The organism is Kitasatospora sp. NPDC015121 (assembly GCF_055562955.1).
In genome coordinates, this window is the sequence record NZ_JBVHEH010000048.1 from 21,248 (window position 1) to 37,522 (window position 16,275).

Annotated in this window: 14 protein-coding genes and 1 riboswitch; of the genes, 7 read left to right on the forward strand and 7 right to left on the reverse strand. The window is 73.7% G+C overall.

Annotated elements, in window-relative coordinates; translation table 11 throughout:
* Positions 1–103: 103 nt before the first annotated feature.
* Positions 104–304, reverse strand: a complete 201-nt coding sequence (locus ACZ3J7_RS38095; RefSeq protein WP_465627901.1) for a hypothetical protein — start codon at positions 302–304, stop codon at positions 104–106.
* A gap of 133 nt (positions 305–437) precedes the next feature.
* A complete protein-coding gene (locus ACZ3J7_RS38100) occupies positions 438–1,760 on the reverse strand; it encodes a transglycosylase family protein (protein ID WP_465627902.1) in 1,323 nt (440 codons plus the stop codon).
* A gap of 5 nt (positions 1,761–1,765) precedes the next feature.
* Positions 1,766–1,935, reverse strand: a riboswitch (cyclic di-AMP (ydaO/yuaA leader).
* Positions 1,936–2,573: 638 nt separating this feature from the next.
* On the opposite strand from ACZ3J7_RS38100, the gene ACZ3J7_RS38105 reads away from it, so the two are divergent.
* Positions 2,574–4,739: a hypothetical protein gene (locus tag ACZ3J7_RS38105; protein ID WP_465627904.1), complete on the forward strand. Its 2,166-nt coding sequence runs from the start codon at positions 2,574–2,576 to the stop codon at positions 4,737–4,739.
* A gap of 134 nt (positions 4,740–4,873) precedes the next feature.
* Here the strand turns inward: ACZ3J7_RS38105 and ACZ3J7_RS38110 are convergent, their stop codons facing one another.
* Positions 4,874–5,773, reverse strand: a complete 900-nt coding sequence (locus tag ACZ3J7_RS38110; protein ID WP_465627906.1) for a sirohydrochlorin chelatase family protein — start codon at positions 5,771–5,773, stop codon at positions 4,874–4,876.
* A gap of 348 nt (positions 5,774–6,121) precedes the next feature.
* On the opposite strand from ACZ3J7_RS38110, the gene ACZ3J7_RS38115 reads away from it, so the two are divergent.
* Positions 6,122–6,364: a DUF397 domain-containing protein gene (locus ACZ3J7_RS38115; RefSeq protein WP_465627908.1), complete on the forward strand. Its 243-nt coding sequence runs from the start codon at positions 6,122–6,124 to the stop codon at positions 6,362–6,364.
* Positions 6,365–6,522: 158 nt separating this feature from the next.
* Here ACZ3J7_RS38115 and ACZ3J7_RS38120 read toward each other — a convergent pair whose 3' ends face one another.
* On the reverse strand, positions 6,523–7,044 hold the full coding sequence (locus ACZ3J7_RS38120) for an ATP-binding protein (RefSeq protein WP_465627910.1): 522 nt from the start codon (positions 7,042–7,044) through the stop codon (positions 6,523–6,525).
* Between the two features lie 413 nt (positions 7,045–7,457).
* On the opposite strand from ACZ3J7_RS38120, the gene ACZ3J7_RS38125 reads away from it, so the two are divergent.
* A complete protein-coding gene (locus ACZ3J7_RS38125; protein ID WP_465627912.1) occupies positions 7,458–8,324 on the forward strand; it encodes a helix-turn-helix domain-containing protein in 867 nt (288 codons plus the stop codon).
* Between the two features lie 335 nt (positions 8,325–8,659).
* Here ACZ3J7_RS38125 and ACZ3J7_RS38130 read toward each other — a convergent pair whose 3' ends face one another.
* Positions 8,660–10,216: an MFS transporter gene (locus tag ACZ3J7_RS38130; RefSeq protein ID WP_465627914.1), complete on the reverse strand. Its 1,557-nt coding sequence runs from the start codon at positions 10,214–10,216 to the stop codon at positions 8,660–8,662.
* A gap of 88 nt (positions 10,217–10,304) precedes the next feature.
* Here ACZ3J7_RS38130 and ACZ3J7_RS38135 point away from each other — a divergent pair, with 88 nt between their 5' ends.
* Positions 10,305–10,724, forward strand: a complete 420-nt coding sequence (locus ACZ3J7_RS38135) for a MarR family winged helix-turn-helix transcriptional regulator (RefSeq protein ID WP_465627916.1) — start codon at positions 10,305–10,307, stop codon at positions 10,722–10,724.
* Between the two features lie 53 nt (positions 10,725–10,777).
* On the opposite strand, the gene ACZ3J7_RS38140 is transcribed toward ACZ3J7_RS38135, so the two are convergent.
* Together ACZ3J7_RS38140 and ACZ3J7_RS38145 are read right to left on the reverse strand one after the other, a co-directional pair.
* Positions 10,778–11,725 (reverse strand): M56 family metallopeptidase, encoded by a 948-nt coding sequence (locus ACZ3J7_RS38140; RefSeq protein WP_465627918.1) that lies wholly within the window; start codon positions 11,723–11,725, stop codon positions 10,778–10,780.
* 204 nt (positions 11,726–11,929) lie between these two features.
* Positions 11,930–12,484 carry a DUF5134 domain-containing protein gene (locus tag ACZ3J7_RS38145; RefSeq protein WP_465627920.1) on the reverse strand — a complete coding sequence of 185 codons (555 nt, stop codon included), beginning with the start codon at positions 12,482–12,484 and terminating at the stop codon, positions 11,930–11,932.
* A 354-nt stretch (positions 12,485–12,838) separates the two neighbouring features.
* On the opposite strand from ACZ3J7_RS38145, the gene ACZ3J7_RS38150 reads away from it, so the two are divergent.
* The 3 genes from ACZ3J7_RS38150 to ACZ3J7_RS38160 are packed head-to-tail and all read left to right on the forward strand — an operon-like array spanning position 12,839 to position 16,106.
* Positions 12,839–14,263, forward strand: coding sequence for a DUF6421 family protein (locus tag ACZ3J7_RS38150; RefSeq protein ID WP_465627922.1), 1,425 nt, complete (start codon positions 12,839–12,841; stop codon positions 14,261–14,263).
* A complete protein-coding gene (locus tag ACZ3J7_RS38155; protein ID WP_465627924.1) occupies positions 14,260–15,024 on the forward strand; it encodes an SDR family NAD(P)-dependent oxidoreductase in 765 nt (254 codons plus the stop codon). Before ACZ3J7_RS38150 ends, ACZ3J7_RS38155 begins: the two co-directional genes overlap by 4 nt.
* Complete coding sequence (locus ACZ3J7_RS38160; RefSeq protein ID WP_465627926.1) at positions 15,021–16,106, forward strand: threonine aldolase family protein; 1,086 nt, start codon at positions 15,021–15,023, stop codon at positions 16,104–16,106. The genes ACZ3J7_RS38155 and ACZ3J7_RS38160 overlap by 4 nt, the downstream gene beginning before the upstream one ends.
* Positions 16,107–16,275: the final 169 nt, after the last annotated feature.

Consider the following 16,275-nt stretch of genomic DNA (forward strand, 5'->3'; position numbering starts at 1 on the left):
CTCCCTTGGGGTGGGTGGGGGTTCGCCCAGGCTAGGTACTCGCCAGTAAACTTACTAGAGAGTAAGTTGCTTGGGTAGGGCGGAGGTTGTGGTGCTCCGGTGGTCAGCCCTCCTCGGCGGTGGGGGCCGGGCCCTGGAAGCGCTCGGCCGCGCGGGTGCCGCCGGTGCGGGCCTCGGTGCGGCGGTCGGTGGCGAGGTAGTCGCGGACGATCAGCTCGACCGCGTCCTGCGGGTTGGTCGCGCCGAGGCGCAGCATCGCCTCCAGTGCGAGGTCCGCGTCCAGCGTGACGGTCACTTTCGCCATGGTGTCGCTCCCCGGTTCGTCGGGCCCTTCGTGGCCCCCGGGTGAGGATAGGCCGCTGCCCCCGGGGCCGACCAGGGTCCCCGGGGGCAGCGGCGGTTCACCGCTCGCGGATCGAGCGCCGACCGGGCGTCGGTCAGACGCGGCCCGCGAAGTCCGGGGCCCAGTTCGCGATGGTCTCGGTGCGGACGCCGGAGCGCGGGTTCGCGGCCTCGACGTACTTGCCGTCGCCGACGTACAGCGCGACGTGGTAGACGCCCGAGTTGGCGCCGTTGTTCGACCAGAACAGCAGGTCGCCCGGCTGCAGGCTGTCCAGCGAGACCCGGGTCGCGTAGTCGGCCTGGTCGGCGGCGACCCGCGGCAGGCTGATGCCCGCCTGGCGGAACGCGGCCTGGGTCAGGCCCGAGCAGTCCCAGCCGCCGTTGCCGGTGCCGCCGTAGACGTACGCCTGGCCGAGCTTGGACAGCGCGAAGTCGATCGCCGCGGCCTTGGAGCCGGCCGCCTTGGTGGCGGTGGTGGCGGTGGCGGTCTTGGTCTCGGTGGCCGCCGTGGTGGTGGTCGCCGTGGCGGTGGTCGAGGACTTGGTGGTGGCGGCGCCGCTGCGGCCGTTCTTCCAGGACGAGCCCTTGTACGAGGACGAGGACGAGGACGAACCGGTCGAGGACTTGGTGGCCGGGGCGGACTGCTGCGGCTGCGCGGTCGCGGTGCCGCCCAGGGTGAGCTGCTGGCCCGGGTAGATCATGTCCGGACCCTCGGTGAGGACCGAGCGGTTCAGGTCGTACAGCTTCTGCCAGCCGCCGTCGACGTGCTGGCTCTGCGCGATCGCGGACAGCCAGTCGCCCGCCGCCACGGTGTAGGTGCCGGCCGAGTGGTCGGTGGTGGCGGAGGTGCTCTGCTCGGCCTGCGGCCGGGCCTGGGCCTGGGTCTGGGACTGGTTCCGGGACTGCGACCAGGAGTGCTGGGACTTGCCCGAGCCGCTGGACTGCGACTGCGACTGCGACTGGGTCGGGCTCTGGGTCGGGGCCGGGGTCTTGGTCTGCGCGGAGCCGGTCGAGTTCGAGGAGGTGGAGGTGGAGGTGTCGACCTGGGGGGCCGCGCCGCCCTTGGTCAGACCGGCCTGGACGGAGCAGACGGGCCAGGCGCCGGGGCCCTGGACGGCCAGCACCTTCTCGGCGGTGGCGATCTGCTGGTCCTTGGTGGCGAGGTCGGCCCGCGGGGCGTACGCGGTGCCGCCGAAGGCGGCCCAGGTGGAGGCGGTGAACTGCAGGCCGCCGTAGAAGCCGTTGCCGGTGTTGATCGACCAGTTGCCGCTGGACTCGCACTGGGCGACCTTGTCCCAGGTGGCGACGGTGGCCGCGGAGGCGGAACCGGCGGTCAGGCAGGGGATCGTGAGGCCGATGCCGACGACGCCGGTGGTGGCGATCAGACGGCGGGCGTTCTTGGAGCTGATGGGCAGCATGAAGGAGCGTTCCTCTCCCACGCCTGCGAGGTGAGCTGTCGGATTCGGGCTGGAGTTGCCCGGCCGCGCACACCTCGCGGTGTGCCCGGCTTCACCCCGAGCCCCGTGCGGTCCTGCGACCGCCCGGGGCGACTTACCTGGTTCCCCCGCCCCTGCCGTGGTGCGTTGTGCATGAGCCGACCCACCCGGCGGCAGGACTCGGCGTTCCGGGTGAGCTGGGTCCGTGTGTCCACGAACGTGGGCAGGAGATTAAGCGGACTTAAGGGCGGATGGCAAATATCGGAGAAAGCCTTTCGGGGGTCCGGAAAAGGTGATCAAGAATTCCGGGGGGAACTCCTTTGCCGTCGACGGGGACTGCGGGAGCGTCAGGCGGGGGTGGATCTTGCGTCCCTTTTAGGGGTTATAGGGCTTTGGTCATCAGATGGGTGATTGGTGGACCTCCATTCGGTCGGAGGGGCGAATGGGCAGTCCGTTTCATCCGGATATGTCAGGGCGGGGGCGCTCGGGCCACGGTTCCGTGCGCCTTTCGCGCCCGATTCCGGACGGGGCGTCAGAATTCCGTCCGGAAAGCGCCTCCGGATGACCGCACCGGGGTGGTCGGGTTCGTCGTTCCTGGCTTCCCCGCTTACAGTGCGGGCGAGTTGACGACACGTCAGTCGAAGCGATCGGACGGAACCGAACGTTCCCGAACGGGCGTCCGGGGCCGCTACGCCAGGATGCTTACCCCGCCCGGAACATGACGTGTCCAGGCGGTCGCCGTGCCTAAGCTGCCCCCGACGACTCTGGGTTGCGGGCCCCGGGAGGGCGACCGAGGTGGAAGAGCAGCGGAACAGCGACGAGCGGGCGCCGTCCGGTCGGCACCGGCACCGGCGGCCGCTGGTGGGGCGGCGCAGGATGCTGACCTGGCTGGCGGTCGGGACGGCGGCGGCGCTCGGCGGGGGAGTGGTGCTGCGGCAGTCCCTGGCGGGAGCGGACGAGACCGCGGCCCGGCCGGCCCCGCCCGGGGGCGGCACGCCCGGCGGAGGCGGCCACCGGCACGCCACCGGCGACCCCACGCCCGTCGCCCCGGCGAGCCCGGCGCCGTCCGCGCCGCTGCCGCCGCCGGTCGACCAGAGCGGTCGGAACTGGTCGGACGCCAAGGGCTGGGGCGGCAAGGTGCCCGGCCCCGGCAGCGCGGTGCGGATCACCGACAGGGTGGTGCTGGATACCGACGCCCAGGTCGGCTCGCTGCTGGTGGAGCGGACCGGCTCGCTGGTGTTCGCCGCCGACAGGTCGCTGACCCTGGCCAGCGCCGGCAACGTCGAGGTGCGCGGCACCCTGGCGCTCGCCCCCGACGCCGCGCACACCCACACCCTGCGCTTCCCGAACGTCGACGAGCGGCGCTTCGCGGGCGGCGGCATGACCGTCGTCGACACCGACACCGGCCTGTGGGTCACCGGTCAGGGCTACCTGCGGCTGGACGGCGCCCCCCGCACCGCCTGGGCCCGCGCCGCCGGGGCGCTCAAGCCCGGCGACAGCACGATCCGGCTGGCCGCCGCCCCCACCGGCTGGCAGCCCGGCGACGAGCTGGCCGTCACCCCCACCGCGCCGCCCGACCAGGACGACTTCTCCACCTCGTACGACCTGGTCACGGTCAAGCAGGTGGACGGCGCCACCGTCACGCTGACCGGTCCGCTGAAGAACGCCCACCCGCGGGTGGCGATCGGTGGCGGGGCGACCTTCGGCGCGGAGGTGCTCAACCTCAGTCGCAACGTCCGGATCGAGGGCACCGAGCAGGGCCGGGCGCACGTCCACCTCACCTCCAGCCGGCCCGCCGACGTCCGGCACGCCGCGCTGCGCTGGCTCGGGCCGCGGGCGAACGGCAAGGACAGCTGGAACGGGAAGCCGGTCACCGAGCCGGTGCTCGGCCGGTACGGGCTGCACTTCCACATGCTGCTGGACACCTCGCGCGGCACCGTGGTCGAGGGCGTGGTGGTCCGCGACACCGGCAGCCACGCGTTCGTGCCGCACGCCAGCCACGGCATCACCTTCCGCGGCTGCATCTCCCATGAGACCTGGGAGGACGCGTACTGGTGGGACGGGCCGATCGACACCCGCACCCCGCAGGGCCCGTCCGACGACATCGCGTACGAGGGCTGCGTCGCCTCCCGCACCGTCTTCGAGCCCAACCCGCGCGGCTACCGGCTCACCGGCTTCAGCCTCGGCGCCGGGACGGGCTCCTCGGCCCGGGACTGCGTCGCCGTCGGCGTGCAGGGCGCCGCCGGCGCCTCCGGCTACGAGTGGCCGGAGACCAGCGAGGGCGTCTGGACCTTCGAACGCTGCCTGGCGCACAACAACCTGGAGAACGGGATCTTCGTCTGGCTCAACGCCGAGCACCACCACACCGTCACCGGGTTCGCGGCGTACCACAACGGCGGCTGGGGCATCGAGCACGGCGCCTACCTGAACGACTTCGACTACACCGCCTCGGTGCTGTACGGGAACGCGGCCGGCGGCATCGCCGTGCACGCGCTCGGCCGCGACAAGGGCACCGTCTTCGACGGGCTGCTGATCGACGCCGCCGGTCAGTCCGACTACGCGGTGGCCACCCTCAAGCACCAACTGGCCGGCGAGCCCGTCACGCTCAGCCGTAGCCGGCTGACCGGCTACCGCAAGGCGGGGGTGGCGTTCCGGGCCACCGACGACGGCGAGCCCGACGACGTCGCGGTGCTGGACTGCGAGTTCGGCGGCGCCAAGGGCACCGAGCTGTGGCTCGACCCGGAGGCGCCCGAACCCGAGCGGATCCTGTTCCGGCCGGCCGGGCAGGCGCAGACCGTCTCGCTCGGGAAGAGCGGGAACGGGGGGAGCGGCGGGGGCGGCGTGGGGCAGGGGCTCGTGGCCACCGGGCCGGTCGAGGCGCCCACCCCGCCGCGGGCGGTGGCGCTACCCGCGCTCGCCTTCACCGACAGCGCGCCGAAGACCGGGCGCGTCACGGGCTGAGGGCACGGCCCGCCGGCGGTGCGACGCGGGGCGGGCCGGGCGGCGCGGGACAGGACGGGTCGGGGCCGGGGGAAGCACGACGGGCGGGAGCGCGTCGATTCGCGGCCCCCGCCCGTCGCGGTCCCTGGTGGGCGTCAGCGCGCCGCGTGCGCCCCCGTGCTGGTGCGCTGCTCGGCGACGGCCGCCTCGGCCGCCTCCAGCTGCTCCTGGGTCGGCTCGGGGAGCGCGGCCAGGTAGGCGGAGGCGATCAGCTGCCCCACGGTCGGGTACGCGCCGATCGGGGCGGCGCTCGCGCAGCCGGTCTCCTCGGCGGCGGTGGCCAGCAGCTCGGTGTCGGCCTCCGGGCCGATCACCAGCGGGGCCAGCGCGGGGCGCTCGGAGCCGGTGGCCCGCAGGTGCGCCACGGCCGCGGCGACCGAGCCCGGCACGTCCAGCGCGGCCGGGACGACCGGCACGGCCAGCCGGGAGGCCAGCAGGACGCCGGTGATGCCGGCCGAGGCGGCCGCCTCCTCGCCGCCCACGGTGGTCAGCACCACGCCGTCCGCGGCGGTGGCGATGGCGAACAGCCGGGCCCGGTCGGCCCGGGCCAGCCCGGCCTCGGACAGCCGCACGTGCACGGCCTCGGCCAGCAGCGGGTGCGGGCCCAGCGGGTCCAGCACCCGGGCGCCGGACTCGGCGGCGAGCTTGTGCAGCTCGGGCAGGAAGTCGTGCGGCCCGGGCACCAGCGGGACGACCACCGGCGCGGGCAGGCCCGCCTCGGCGGCCGCCGCCAGCAGGTCGGCCACGGACGGCGCGTCCTCCCCGCCCAGGTAGGCCGCCGTCACCTCGATGCCCGCCTGCTCGGTGCGGACGATGGACAGCAGCTCCTCGACGACCGGACGGCTCTCCGGCCCGGCGACGGCCGGGACCGCCAGCACCAGGGCGGGCGAACCGGCCACGATCTCGGGGCGCTCGGGACGGCGGTGGCGCCCCCGCGCACGGGAGCCTGGCGTACGGACGGGCAGTGGCGCGCCCGGGATGGCTGCGGTGCTCATGGGCCAGATCGTAGGACATGTCCCCACGCGCGTTGCAGCCGGATGCCGACAGCGGACGGCTTTCGGTCGGGAAGTGACAGTGATCACAGTGCGAATCGTGACTGCCTGTGAACCGCGTGAGTGGTGGTGATGATCGACAACGCGCTGACGGCTGTGTGCGGACGGTCATGGAGTGACTGGGGTTTCGCCCGGGTGTGTCCGCTTACGCCCCGTCAATTACAGTGCTGTGAAGGCTTGGTGTCGGCATCGGCACGTTCCTCTGCACAGGAAATTTCCCATGCTGATGCACGTGCAGGAGAGCTATCATCACGTCAAGTGAGGCATTCGCCGGGCTTAGGGGAGAAAACAATGCGTGAGGCGTACAACGGCATGCCGGCGACGGACCTGGACGGGGTGGTCTGGCAGAAGAGCCGTCACAGCAACTCGAAGGGCAACTGCGTGGAGTTCGCCGCGCTGCCGAACGGCGACGTGGCGATGCGCAACTCGCGCTTCCCCCAGGGTCCGGCCCTGGTCTACACCCGGGCGGAGATCGACGCGATGCTGCTCGGCGTGAAGGACGGGGAGTTCGACCACCTGGGCGGCACGCCCTGACGTGACGTCAAGGACCGTACACCCGGGCCGTCGTGGGAGTCTCCCGCGACGGCCTTCGTGTCGCGGTCCGACCGGCGTCCCGGCGGTCGGACCCGGCCGGAGGGGAGTCGGGCGGACCGGGTGGACCGGGTGGACGGCCCGGTCCGGCCCGGTCCGGCTCAGGCGGAGCGGCGGTGCCGGCCGGGGTTCGGGAACTGCTCCGGATCCGGCGCGCTCCCCCGGGCCTCGAACACCGCCCAGACCACCTTGCCCGCGCCGGCCAGCGGGTGCCAGCCCCAGGAGCGGGAGAAGGAGTCCACCAGGTGCAGGCCGCGGCCGGACTCGGCCACGAAGTCGGCCTCCCGGGCGACCGGGCCCGTGCTGGACGGGTCGCTGACCGCGCAGACCACCTGCGGGGACCGGTGCACCAGGCTGATCCGGATCGGCAGCGTCCCGGCGGCCAGGACCGGGTTGGTCTGGGTGGGCACCCGGGACGGCTCGCTCTGGCCGAGCGCGTGCCGCAGCGCGTTGGTCACCAGCTCGGAGGCCACCAGGGCCACGTCGTCGAAGATCTCCCCGAGCCCCCAGGCGTCCAGCGAGCGCCGGGTGAACTCCCGCGCGGTGCGCACGGCTTCGAAGCGGGGAGCGAGGGTGCAGCTGACCACATGAGGGTCGGTCGCCAGGACCGTACCGGTGCTCATGAAGAGCTCCTCCCATAAGGGGGCGGACACGGCGGGACCCACCGGGGTCATGCCGGTCACCTCCGACTCGCTCGGCCGCCGGGCCGCCGAGCCGACCGGCCCGCACACACAAGTACCCAGCGACGCGCGGGCGTTGCCGGGAGGGTGTGCGGATTCGCGCATGGGGTCGACGCGGAGCCCGCGGGATTGCCAGGGCGTGCAAGTGCACGTGCACCATGGTCCTCTGCGCTCCCGGCAGATGCAAGAGTCGATTCACGTGCAGTCGTGCGATTGGCATATGCATGCTCCGGATGCACGTGCAAGATGGACCGGAAGTGGCCGAAGCGGTAGCCCGTACCGCCACTACCGGCACTCGCTGCGTCCAACTGATGGCAGACTGTGCAACTGGTCCGTCCAAGTGGAGGTTTGGTCTGATGACCACAGTTCAGCCCGGCGGGGGCTCGATGGTGCGCCGCATCCTCCTCGGCTCCCAGCTCCGCCGGCTCCGCGAGGGATGCGCCATCAGCCGGGAGGACGCCGGCTACGCGATCCGCGCCTCCGAGTCCAAGATCAGCCGGATGGAACTCGGCCGGGTCTCCTTCAAGGAGCGCGACGTCGCCGACCTGCTCAGCCTCTACGGACTCGCCGCCGGCCCCGAGCGGGAGGTCCTGCTGGCCCTCGTCCGCGAGGCCAACAAGTCGGGCTGGTGGCACAGTTACAACGACGTGCTGCCCAACTGGTTCCAGACCTACATCGGCCTGGAGGAGGCCGCCGCGCTCATCCGCACCTACGAGGTGCAGTTCGTCCCCGGCCTGCTCCAGTGCGAGGAGTACGCCCGGGCGATCTTCGCGCAGAACCGGCCCGCCCTCGACGAGGCGGAGATCACCCGCCGGGTCACCCTGCGCACCCGCCGCCAGAAGCTGCTCACCGACGGCCGGGGCCCCAAGCTCTGGGCCGTCATCGACGAGGCCGCGCTGCGCCGCCCGGTCGGCGGCCCCGAGGTGATGCGGGCCCAGCTGGAGCACCTGGTCGAGCTGGCCCAGCTGCCCAGCGTCGTCGTCCAGGTGATGCCGTTCCGGTTCGGCGCGCACGCCGGCGAGAGCGGCGCCTTCTCGGTGCTGCGCTTCCCCGAGCAGGACCTGCCCGACGTGGTCTACCTGGAGCAGCTCACCAGCGCGCTCTACCTGGACAAGCGTGACGACGTCGACGAGTACCTGCAGGTGATGGAGCGGCTGTGCGTCGACAGCCTCACCCCGCAGCACACCCTGGACCTGCTGCAGTCGATCCTCAAGAGCCAGTAGCGCCCGGGGCGCGGCCGGCGGTCCGTCCGGGAGTGCGCCGGGGGCCGCGGGGCGCGCGGACGGCGTGCGCGGGGCGGGGTGGCGGCGCGTGCTCCGGCCGACCCTCCTGCGGTGTGCGGCGGTTGGGTCTCGGCCCGGTCCGGTGGATTGACCGTGGCCCGGCGAGCTGCCATGGTGTCTGCTCCGAAGTCCGCACCGCCCGCGTTTCTCCGGCCGGCCGCGGACGGCGCACCGGCTCCACCAACACGGGGGTTTGGTGGAGCCGGGTCTCCGACGTCTCGTCGGACGCCTCGGGAACGTCTCGGGTGGCGAGGGGTCGACCGCCCGGTCCGTGCTCAGCGCTCCGACAGCACCTCCTGCCCCTCCTTCGGGGCCTCCACCGTGCCCCGCCCGGCCGGGTAGGCGTAGTCCGGCACCGGGGCCGGGGCGGTTCCCGCCCCGCGGTCGCCGGACCGGAGCGCGCCGACCAGGGCGATCAGCAGGCCGAGCGCGGTGGTGCCCGTCACCAGCAGCAACGCCGGCCGGTACCCGGCCAGTTGGGCGTGCGCGTCGGTGCCGCCGCCGGTGCCCGCGGTGAGCACCGCCGTGGTCACCGCCAGCACGATCGCGCCGCCGACCTGGAGCGCGGTGTTCACCAGGCCGGAGGCCAGGCCCTGCTCGTCGTCGGCCACCCCGGAGGTCGCCGCCACGTTGATCGAGGGGAAGGCCAGCGCGAAGCCGGCGCCGATCAGCAGCATGCTCGGCAGCACCAGGCCGACGAAGCCGCTGTGCTCGTCCAGCCGGAGGAACAGCGCGTAGCCGAGGACCATCGAGGCCACGCCGGCCGGCAGTACCCGGGCCGGACCGAAGCGGTCCAGCAGTCGGCCGACCGCGCCGGCCGAGAAGGCCACCAGCGCGCCGCCGGGCAGCAGGCCGAGCGCCGTCTCCAGCGCCGACCAGTCGAGCAGCCGCTGCAGGTACAGCGTGGCGACGAACTGGAAGCCCGCGTAACTGCCCATCAGCGTCAGCGCGGTGAGGTTCGCCCGGCGGACCCCGGCGTCCCGGAAGATGCCGAGCCGGACCAGCGGGTGGGCGGTGCGCGCCTCGATCAGCAGGAAGGCCGCGGCCAGCGCCGCCGCCAGCAGCAGCGACCCGAGGGTGCGCAGCGACAGCCAGCCCGCGCCCTGGGCCTCCGTCACCGTGAACACCAGCAGCAGCACCGCCGTGGTGCCGGTGACCGCGCCCGCCACGTCGTACCCGCCGGAGGTCGGCCGGTCCTCGCTCCGGCGGGGCAGCAGCTTGACGCCGGCGACCAGGGCGATCAGCGCGACCGGGACGGGCATCAGGAAGGTCAGCCGCCAGCCGGCCGAGGTCAGCAGGCCGCTGATCACCAGGCCGAGCGAGAAGCCGGCGGCCGAGCAGGTGGTGTAGATGGACAGTGCCCGGTTCCGGGCCGGGCCCTCCGGGAACGTGGTCGTGATGATGGACAGGCCGGCCGGGGCGGTGAAGGCCGCGCTGACGCCCTTCAGGAAGCGGGCGCCGATCAGCAGCGGCCCGCTGTCCACCAGCCCGCCGAGCAGGGAGGCGCCGGCGAACACGGCCAGCGCGACCAGGAACACCCGGCGGCGGCCGAGCAGGTCGGCCGCCCGGCCGCCGAGCAGCAGCAGGCCGCCGTAGCCGAGGACGTACCCGCTGACCACCCACTGCAGGGCGGAGTCGGACAGGTGCAGGTCGGCACCGATGGAGGGGAGGGCGACGCCGACCATCGAGACGTCGAGCGCGTCCAGGAACATCGCGGCGCACAGGACCACCAGAGCGCCCCAGACGTGGGGGCTCCAGCGGGTGTCGGTCACGGGCGGGTCGGCGGCGGGCGTGTGGGTCACCGTCTGGTCGGTCACCGTCGTGTCGGTCATGGCACGGAACGCTACATGCATGTGCATGGGATGCAAACGCATTTAATGCGGATGCAACAGATGCGTGCGCATGTGCTACGGTGGCGGCGTGACCGACTTCGACCCAGACCGCGACCCCGCCGCGGAGACGGCGCTCAGCGAGCAGTGGCGCGCCCTGCTGGCCCGCCACGCGGCCACCGCCTGCGCCATCGACCGCGAGCTGGGCGAGGCGTACGGGCTCGGCGTCAGCGAGTTCGAACTGCTGGAGCGGCTGAGGGAGTTCGAGCAGCAGAACCCCGGCCTCGGCGAGCGCGCGCAGACCCTGGCCGGCACCGTCCACCTCAGCCAGAGCGCGTTCTCCCGGCTGGTCGCCCGGCTGGAGAAGGCCGGCCTGGTCCAGCGCACGCACTGCGTCGACGACCGGCGCGGCATCTTCATCGCGCTCACCGACGAGGGCCGCGAGCGCTACCGCAGGGCCCGCCCGGTGCACCGCCGGATCCTCGCTGAGACGCTCGGCGCCGAGGGCTGAGGGGGCGGGCCGGGGGCGGCCGGGCGCGGTGGGGGAGCGGCGGGGCCGCGGGGTCAGAGCAGCGCCGACAGCCCCGGGGCCAGCGCCAGCAGCGCCGCGCCCAGCGGGGCGGCCAGCGCGGCCAGCGTCCAGCCCAGCCGGGCCGGGACGGGCAGCCGGGGCTCGCCCAGCAGCAGCCGGTCCACCCGGGCCGGGGACTGCGCGAGCTGGGCCGGCGGGCAGGAGGCGAACACCGAGCTGTTCAGCTCCGCCAGCGCCAGCGCCGTCGTCACCCGCCCGTGCCGCCGCGCCGCCCGGTCGTCCGCCGCCAGCTCGACCAGCACCGCCACCTGGTCCCGGAACGCGGAGAACACCCCCACCCCCGGGAAGCCGGTCGCCAGCGCCTGTGCGCACTGCCCCAGCCAGTGGTGCCGGTGCCGGACGTGCCCGCGCTCGTGGCTCAGCACCGCCGCCAGCTCCCGGTCCGAGAGCTGCTGCAGCGCCCCCGTGGTCACCACCAGCCGGGCCCGCGGCCCCGGCAGCGACCAGGCCTGCGGCCGGACGTTCTCCAGCACCACCAGCGGCTCCCGCACCCGACGCCGACGCGGCAGCAGCGAACTCGGCAACTCCGGCGCGCGGCGCACCAGTTGAGCGTGCCGGGCGCCGCGCTCCGCGCGCGCCGAACGGACCTCCCGGGCCAGCGACACCGCCGTCCACAGCCCGCCCGCCGCCAGCACCGCCGCCGACAGCCGGCCCCAGCCCTCGCGCCCCACCAGCCCGTACGCGTCCTCGACCCCGGCCGGGGCGCCCGCGAACACCGCGTCCCGCCAGGCGGGCAGCGCGGCCGCCGAGGCCAGCAGCAGGCTCAGCACGCAGCACAGCAGCACCGCGACCACCAGCGTCTGCCACACCAACAGGGCCAGCACCGGTTCGCGCTCCGGCCAGCGTGCCCGGGCCAGGCGGCTCGGCGCCACGGTGGCGAGCAGCAGTCCGAGCAGCAGCAGACTCAGCAGTGCCGTCATGGCAGGGCTCCCCGGGGGAGGGGTGAGGGGCGCGGCGGTGCGCCTCGCCACCAACCTATGCCGCCACACGCCCGCGCGGAACGGCCGGGTGGGTCCAGTGACCAAGACCACGCCCCGACCCGCCACCGGACGGCCCGTCAGCCCCCCGTCCGAACCGTCGCGGAACATCCGGCCCGGGCGCGCGGCGGGGTCGCCCGGGGCCGCTCAGGTCCACAGCAGCATCGCGAACATCCCGATCCCCATCGCCGCCCGGCACGCCCGCGGCAGCGGCGCCACCGCCGGGCCGCCCACCGCCAGCACCCGGCTGCCCTCCCAGAGCGCGTACGCCCCGAAGTACACCAGCAGCGCCCCCGTCAGCAGCGGCAGCCCGCCCGGCTGCCCGTGGTGCCCGGCGTGCCCGCCCGTCGCGGCCCCGCCGCCCGTCATCGCCAGCGCCATGTACGCCATCGCCAGCGCCCCGATCCCGTGGTGCAGCCGGTGCGCCCGCAGCCCCGCCGCGCCGCGCCCGGCCAGCGCGCCCCCCAGCAGCACCGCCGCCAGCAGCGCGTACGGCCAGCCCCAGAACACCCCCGGCAGCAGCGCCATCCCGGCCATGCCCAGGCCCATCGCCGCCTCCAGCACGTCCGACTCCCGGCGCGCCCGGTGGTGGCCGGCGCAGGCCGGGTCGGCGCTCCCCCGGCGCACCCGCCAGCCGCAGTAGCCGCCGCTGCCGGCGGCCAGCGCCGCCAGCAGCCAGCTCACCAGCACCGGACCGTGCATCGCGTCCCCCTCCGTCCCGCCCGCCCTCGGCGCCGGACGGCGCGCCCCCTCCACGATCACCGACCCCGCCCGGGTGCAGCAGGGCGTGAACGGGGGCGCACCGAGGCGTGACCGGTGCCGCACCCAGCGTGGGCGCCCCGGTGGCGGGCCGTCGGCGGTGGGGGCATGGTCGGGGCAGACCGGCCGACCCGGGCGGACCGGCGTCGGATCTGTCCGTTTTCATCCACTGCGGCGGGAACGGGCGGAGCCGGTACTACGAACTGGAGCGTTCACCGTCAAACCGGTCTTGAGCCGGAGAACCTTTCGCATTTAACGTGGTCCTGTCGAAATAACTCCTGTCGAAGTGAGCCTGTGATGCAGAATCTTTCGCCGACGCTCGCGATCGCGGGCGACGCCCACGCCACGAACCCGGCCGCGGGTCCGGCCGCGACCCCGGTCGACCACCCGGCCTGGCCCCGTCTCAAGAGCGCCGTCGAAGCCCTCCGGCCGCTGCAGTCCAAGGACGGCTCGATCGACCTCGCCGCCGTCCCGCGCGCCACCGTCGACCCGCTGGTCGCCACCGTCCGGGACGCCGTCGCCGAGCTCGCCCCGTTCTTCCCGCACGACGCCGCCTACCTGGACGCCGTCCGCGCCGACCTCGCCAAGTGGGCCGACACCGGCTACCGCCAGCCCGACTTCCTCGACTCGCTGCTGGCCTTCCGCCCGAACGAGCAGCGCGTCGACGGCACCGGCCACCTGGTCGTCTTCCCGATGTACACCCAGAACGGGAACCCCGACCGGAACCTGGAAGCCGTCCTGCTCAAGGTCGTCTGGCCGGACTGGATCGCCGAGCTGGAGCGCACCCGCTTCGACAACCCCGGCTACCTCGGCATCGCCTTCGAGGACTTCACCGCCGGCTACGACACCAACTCCGCCGTGCTCTTCCCGGAGACCGTCGCCGTCCGCGAGGCGCCGGAACGTTTCACCTGGGGCGGCATCTTCTGCGACCGCGAAGCCGCCCGCTTCCGCGCCGTCACCACCAGCGCCGTCCGCCAGCTCGACCTCGACATCCCCGCCGACGCCGCCGAACTGCTCGGCGACCAGGACCGCACCCAGCAGACCTTCGTCCTGTGGGACCTCGTCCACGACCGCACCCACAGCCACGGCGACCTGCCCTTCGACCCCTTCATGATCAAGCAGCGCAGCCCGTTCTGGATGTACGGCCTCGAAGAGCTCCGCTGCGACCTCAACACCTTCAAGGAGTCGGTCGAGCTGGAGGCCGAGCGCCACCCGCAGGGCCGCGACGTCCAGTACGCGATCCTCTTCGACCGCCTGTTCCGCTTCCCCGTCAGCGGCGACCGCGTCCGCAACTACGACGGCATGGGCGGCCAGCTGCTCTTCGCCTACCTGCACAAGCACGACGCCCTGCGCTGGCGCGACAACCGCCTCACCATCGACTGGGACCGCGTCGCCGAGGTCACCAACGGGCTCTGCGCCGAGATCGAGACGCTCTACCGGGACGGCATCGACCGCCCCAAGACCGCCCACTGGATCGCCGCCTACCAGCTGGTCTCCCGCTACCTCACCCCGCACCCCGCCTCCACCTGGGCCAAGGGCCCCGAGGCGCTGCCGCTCGACCTCGCCGACGACAAGGCCCTGCGCAAGGCGCTGTGCGACGCCGTCCACCCCGACGAGTTCCCGCTCAGCATGTTCTACGAAGCCCTGTCGAAGAAGCTCCGCCGCGTCATCGCCGGCACCAAGGGCATCACCGGCACCCACACCCCGGAGGTCGCCGCGTGAGCGCCACCCGCCCCGACGCCCGCCCCCTCGACGGCAAGGTGATCGCCGTCGCCGGAGCCAGCGGCCCCGCCGGCCAGGCCACCCTGCGCCGCCTCGCCGCCGACGGCGCCACCGTCATCGGCGCCGACATCGACCAGCACCGCCTCGACACCGCGCTCGCCGCCGTCCGCACCGCCGTCCCCGGCGCCCGGATCAGCGGCCAGGTCATCGACCTCCTCGACCCCCAGGAGGTCCACGACTGGGCCGACCACCTGGAGGCCGAGCACGGCCACGTCGACGGCCTCCTCCACCTGGTCGGCGGCTGGCGCGGCAGCAAGACCTTCTTCGACTCCCGCATCGACGACTGGGACTTCCTGCACGACACCGTCGTCCGCACCCTCCAGCACACCTCGCTGGCCTTCCAGCCCGCGCTGCGCCGCAGCACCGCCGGCCGGTACGCCATGGTCTCCGCCGCCGCCGCGCACAAGCCCACCGCGGGCGGCGCCGCGTACGCCGCCGCCAAGGCCGCCACCGAGGCCTGGACCCTCGCGATGGCCGACTCCTTCCGCAAGGAGACCACCGCCCCCGACGGCCTCCCCACCGCGGCCGCCGTCATCCTGGTCATCAAGGCCCTGGTCAGTCCCGAGATGCGGGCCGAGAAGCCGGACGCCAAGTTCCCCGGCTTCACCGACACCGCCGACCTGGCCACCACCCTGGCGTCCCTCTGGGACCGCCCCGCAGCAGAACTGAACGGACAGCACCTGTGGCTGACAGCCCGATGACCACTTCCCCCTTCGGCCCGACCGACGCGGTGCCGCACCACGACCCCGCCGTCCGCGGCTTCGCCAGCGACAACTACGCCGGCGTCCACCCCGAGGTGCTCGCCGCGATCGCCCTCGCCAACGACGGCCACCAGGTCGCCTACGGCGAGGACGCCTACACCGAGCACCTGCAGACGGTCTTCCGCCGCCACTTCGGCGACCGCGCCGAGGCCTACCCCGTCTTCAACGGCACCGGCGCCAACGTCGTCGCCCTCCAGGCCTTGCTCCCGCGCTGGGGCGCGGTCGTCGCCGCCGAGAGCGCGCACATCAACGTCGACGAGTGCGGCGCCCCCGAGAAGCTCGCCGGCATCAAGATCCACACCGTCCCCACCCCGGACGGCAAGCTCACCCCCGCCCTGATCGACCAGCAGGCCTGGGGCTGGGGCGACGAGCACCGCGCCCAGCCGCTCGCCGTCTCGATCACCCAGTCCACCGAACTCGGAACCCTCTACACGGTCGACGAGATCTGGGCGATCTGCGAGCACGCCCACGAACGCGGCATGCTCGTCCACATGGACGGCTCCCGGCTCGCCAACGCCGCCGCCTCGCTCGGCGTCCCGTTCCGCGAGTTCACCACCGACGCCGGCGTCGACGTCCTCTCCTTCGGCGGCACCAAGAACGGCCTGTTGCTCGGCGAGGTCGTGGTCGTGCTCAACCCCGAGCAGGTCCGCGACCTCAAGTACCTGCGCAAGATGTCGATGCAGCTCGCCTCGAAGATGCGCTTCGTCTCCGTCCAGTTCGAAGCCCTCCTCACCGGCGACCTCTGGCTCCGCAACGCCGGCCACGCCAACGCGATGGCCCGCCGCCTCGAAGCCGCCGTCCGCGACATCCCCGGCGTCACCGTCGTCCGCCCCGTCCAGGCCAACGCCGTCTTCGCGCTACTCCCGCGCGAGGTCAGCGAGCGCCTGCAGAAGCGCTACCGCTTCTACTTCTGGGACGAGCACACCGGAGAGGTCCGCTGGATGGCCGCCTTCGACACCACCGAACAGGACATCGACGCCTTCGCCGCCGCGATCGCGGAGGAGATGGCCCGCGAGGTCTGACCCTTCGGAGTCCGGGGCCAGTGCCGCACGGCGGCCGGGTCGGGAGACGCCTCCCGGGCCGGCTGCCGTGCCGCTGTTTGCACCCGGCGCGGATCCGGCGTAGTGTTCACTGGTCGCTCGGCAGGGAGCACCGGACACGCATCTGTGTGGACGGTCCCGGGGCGGCCAA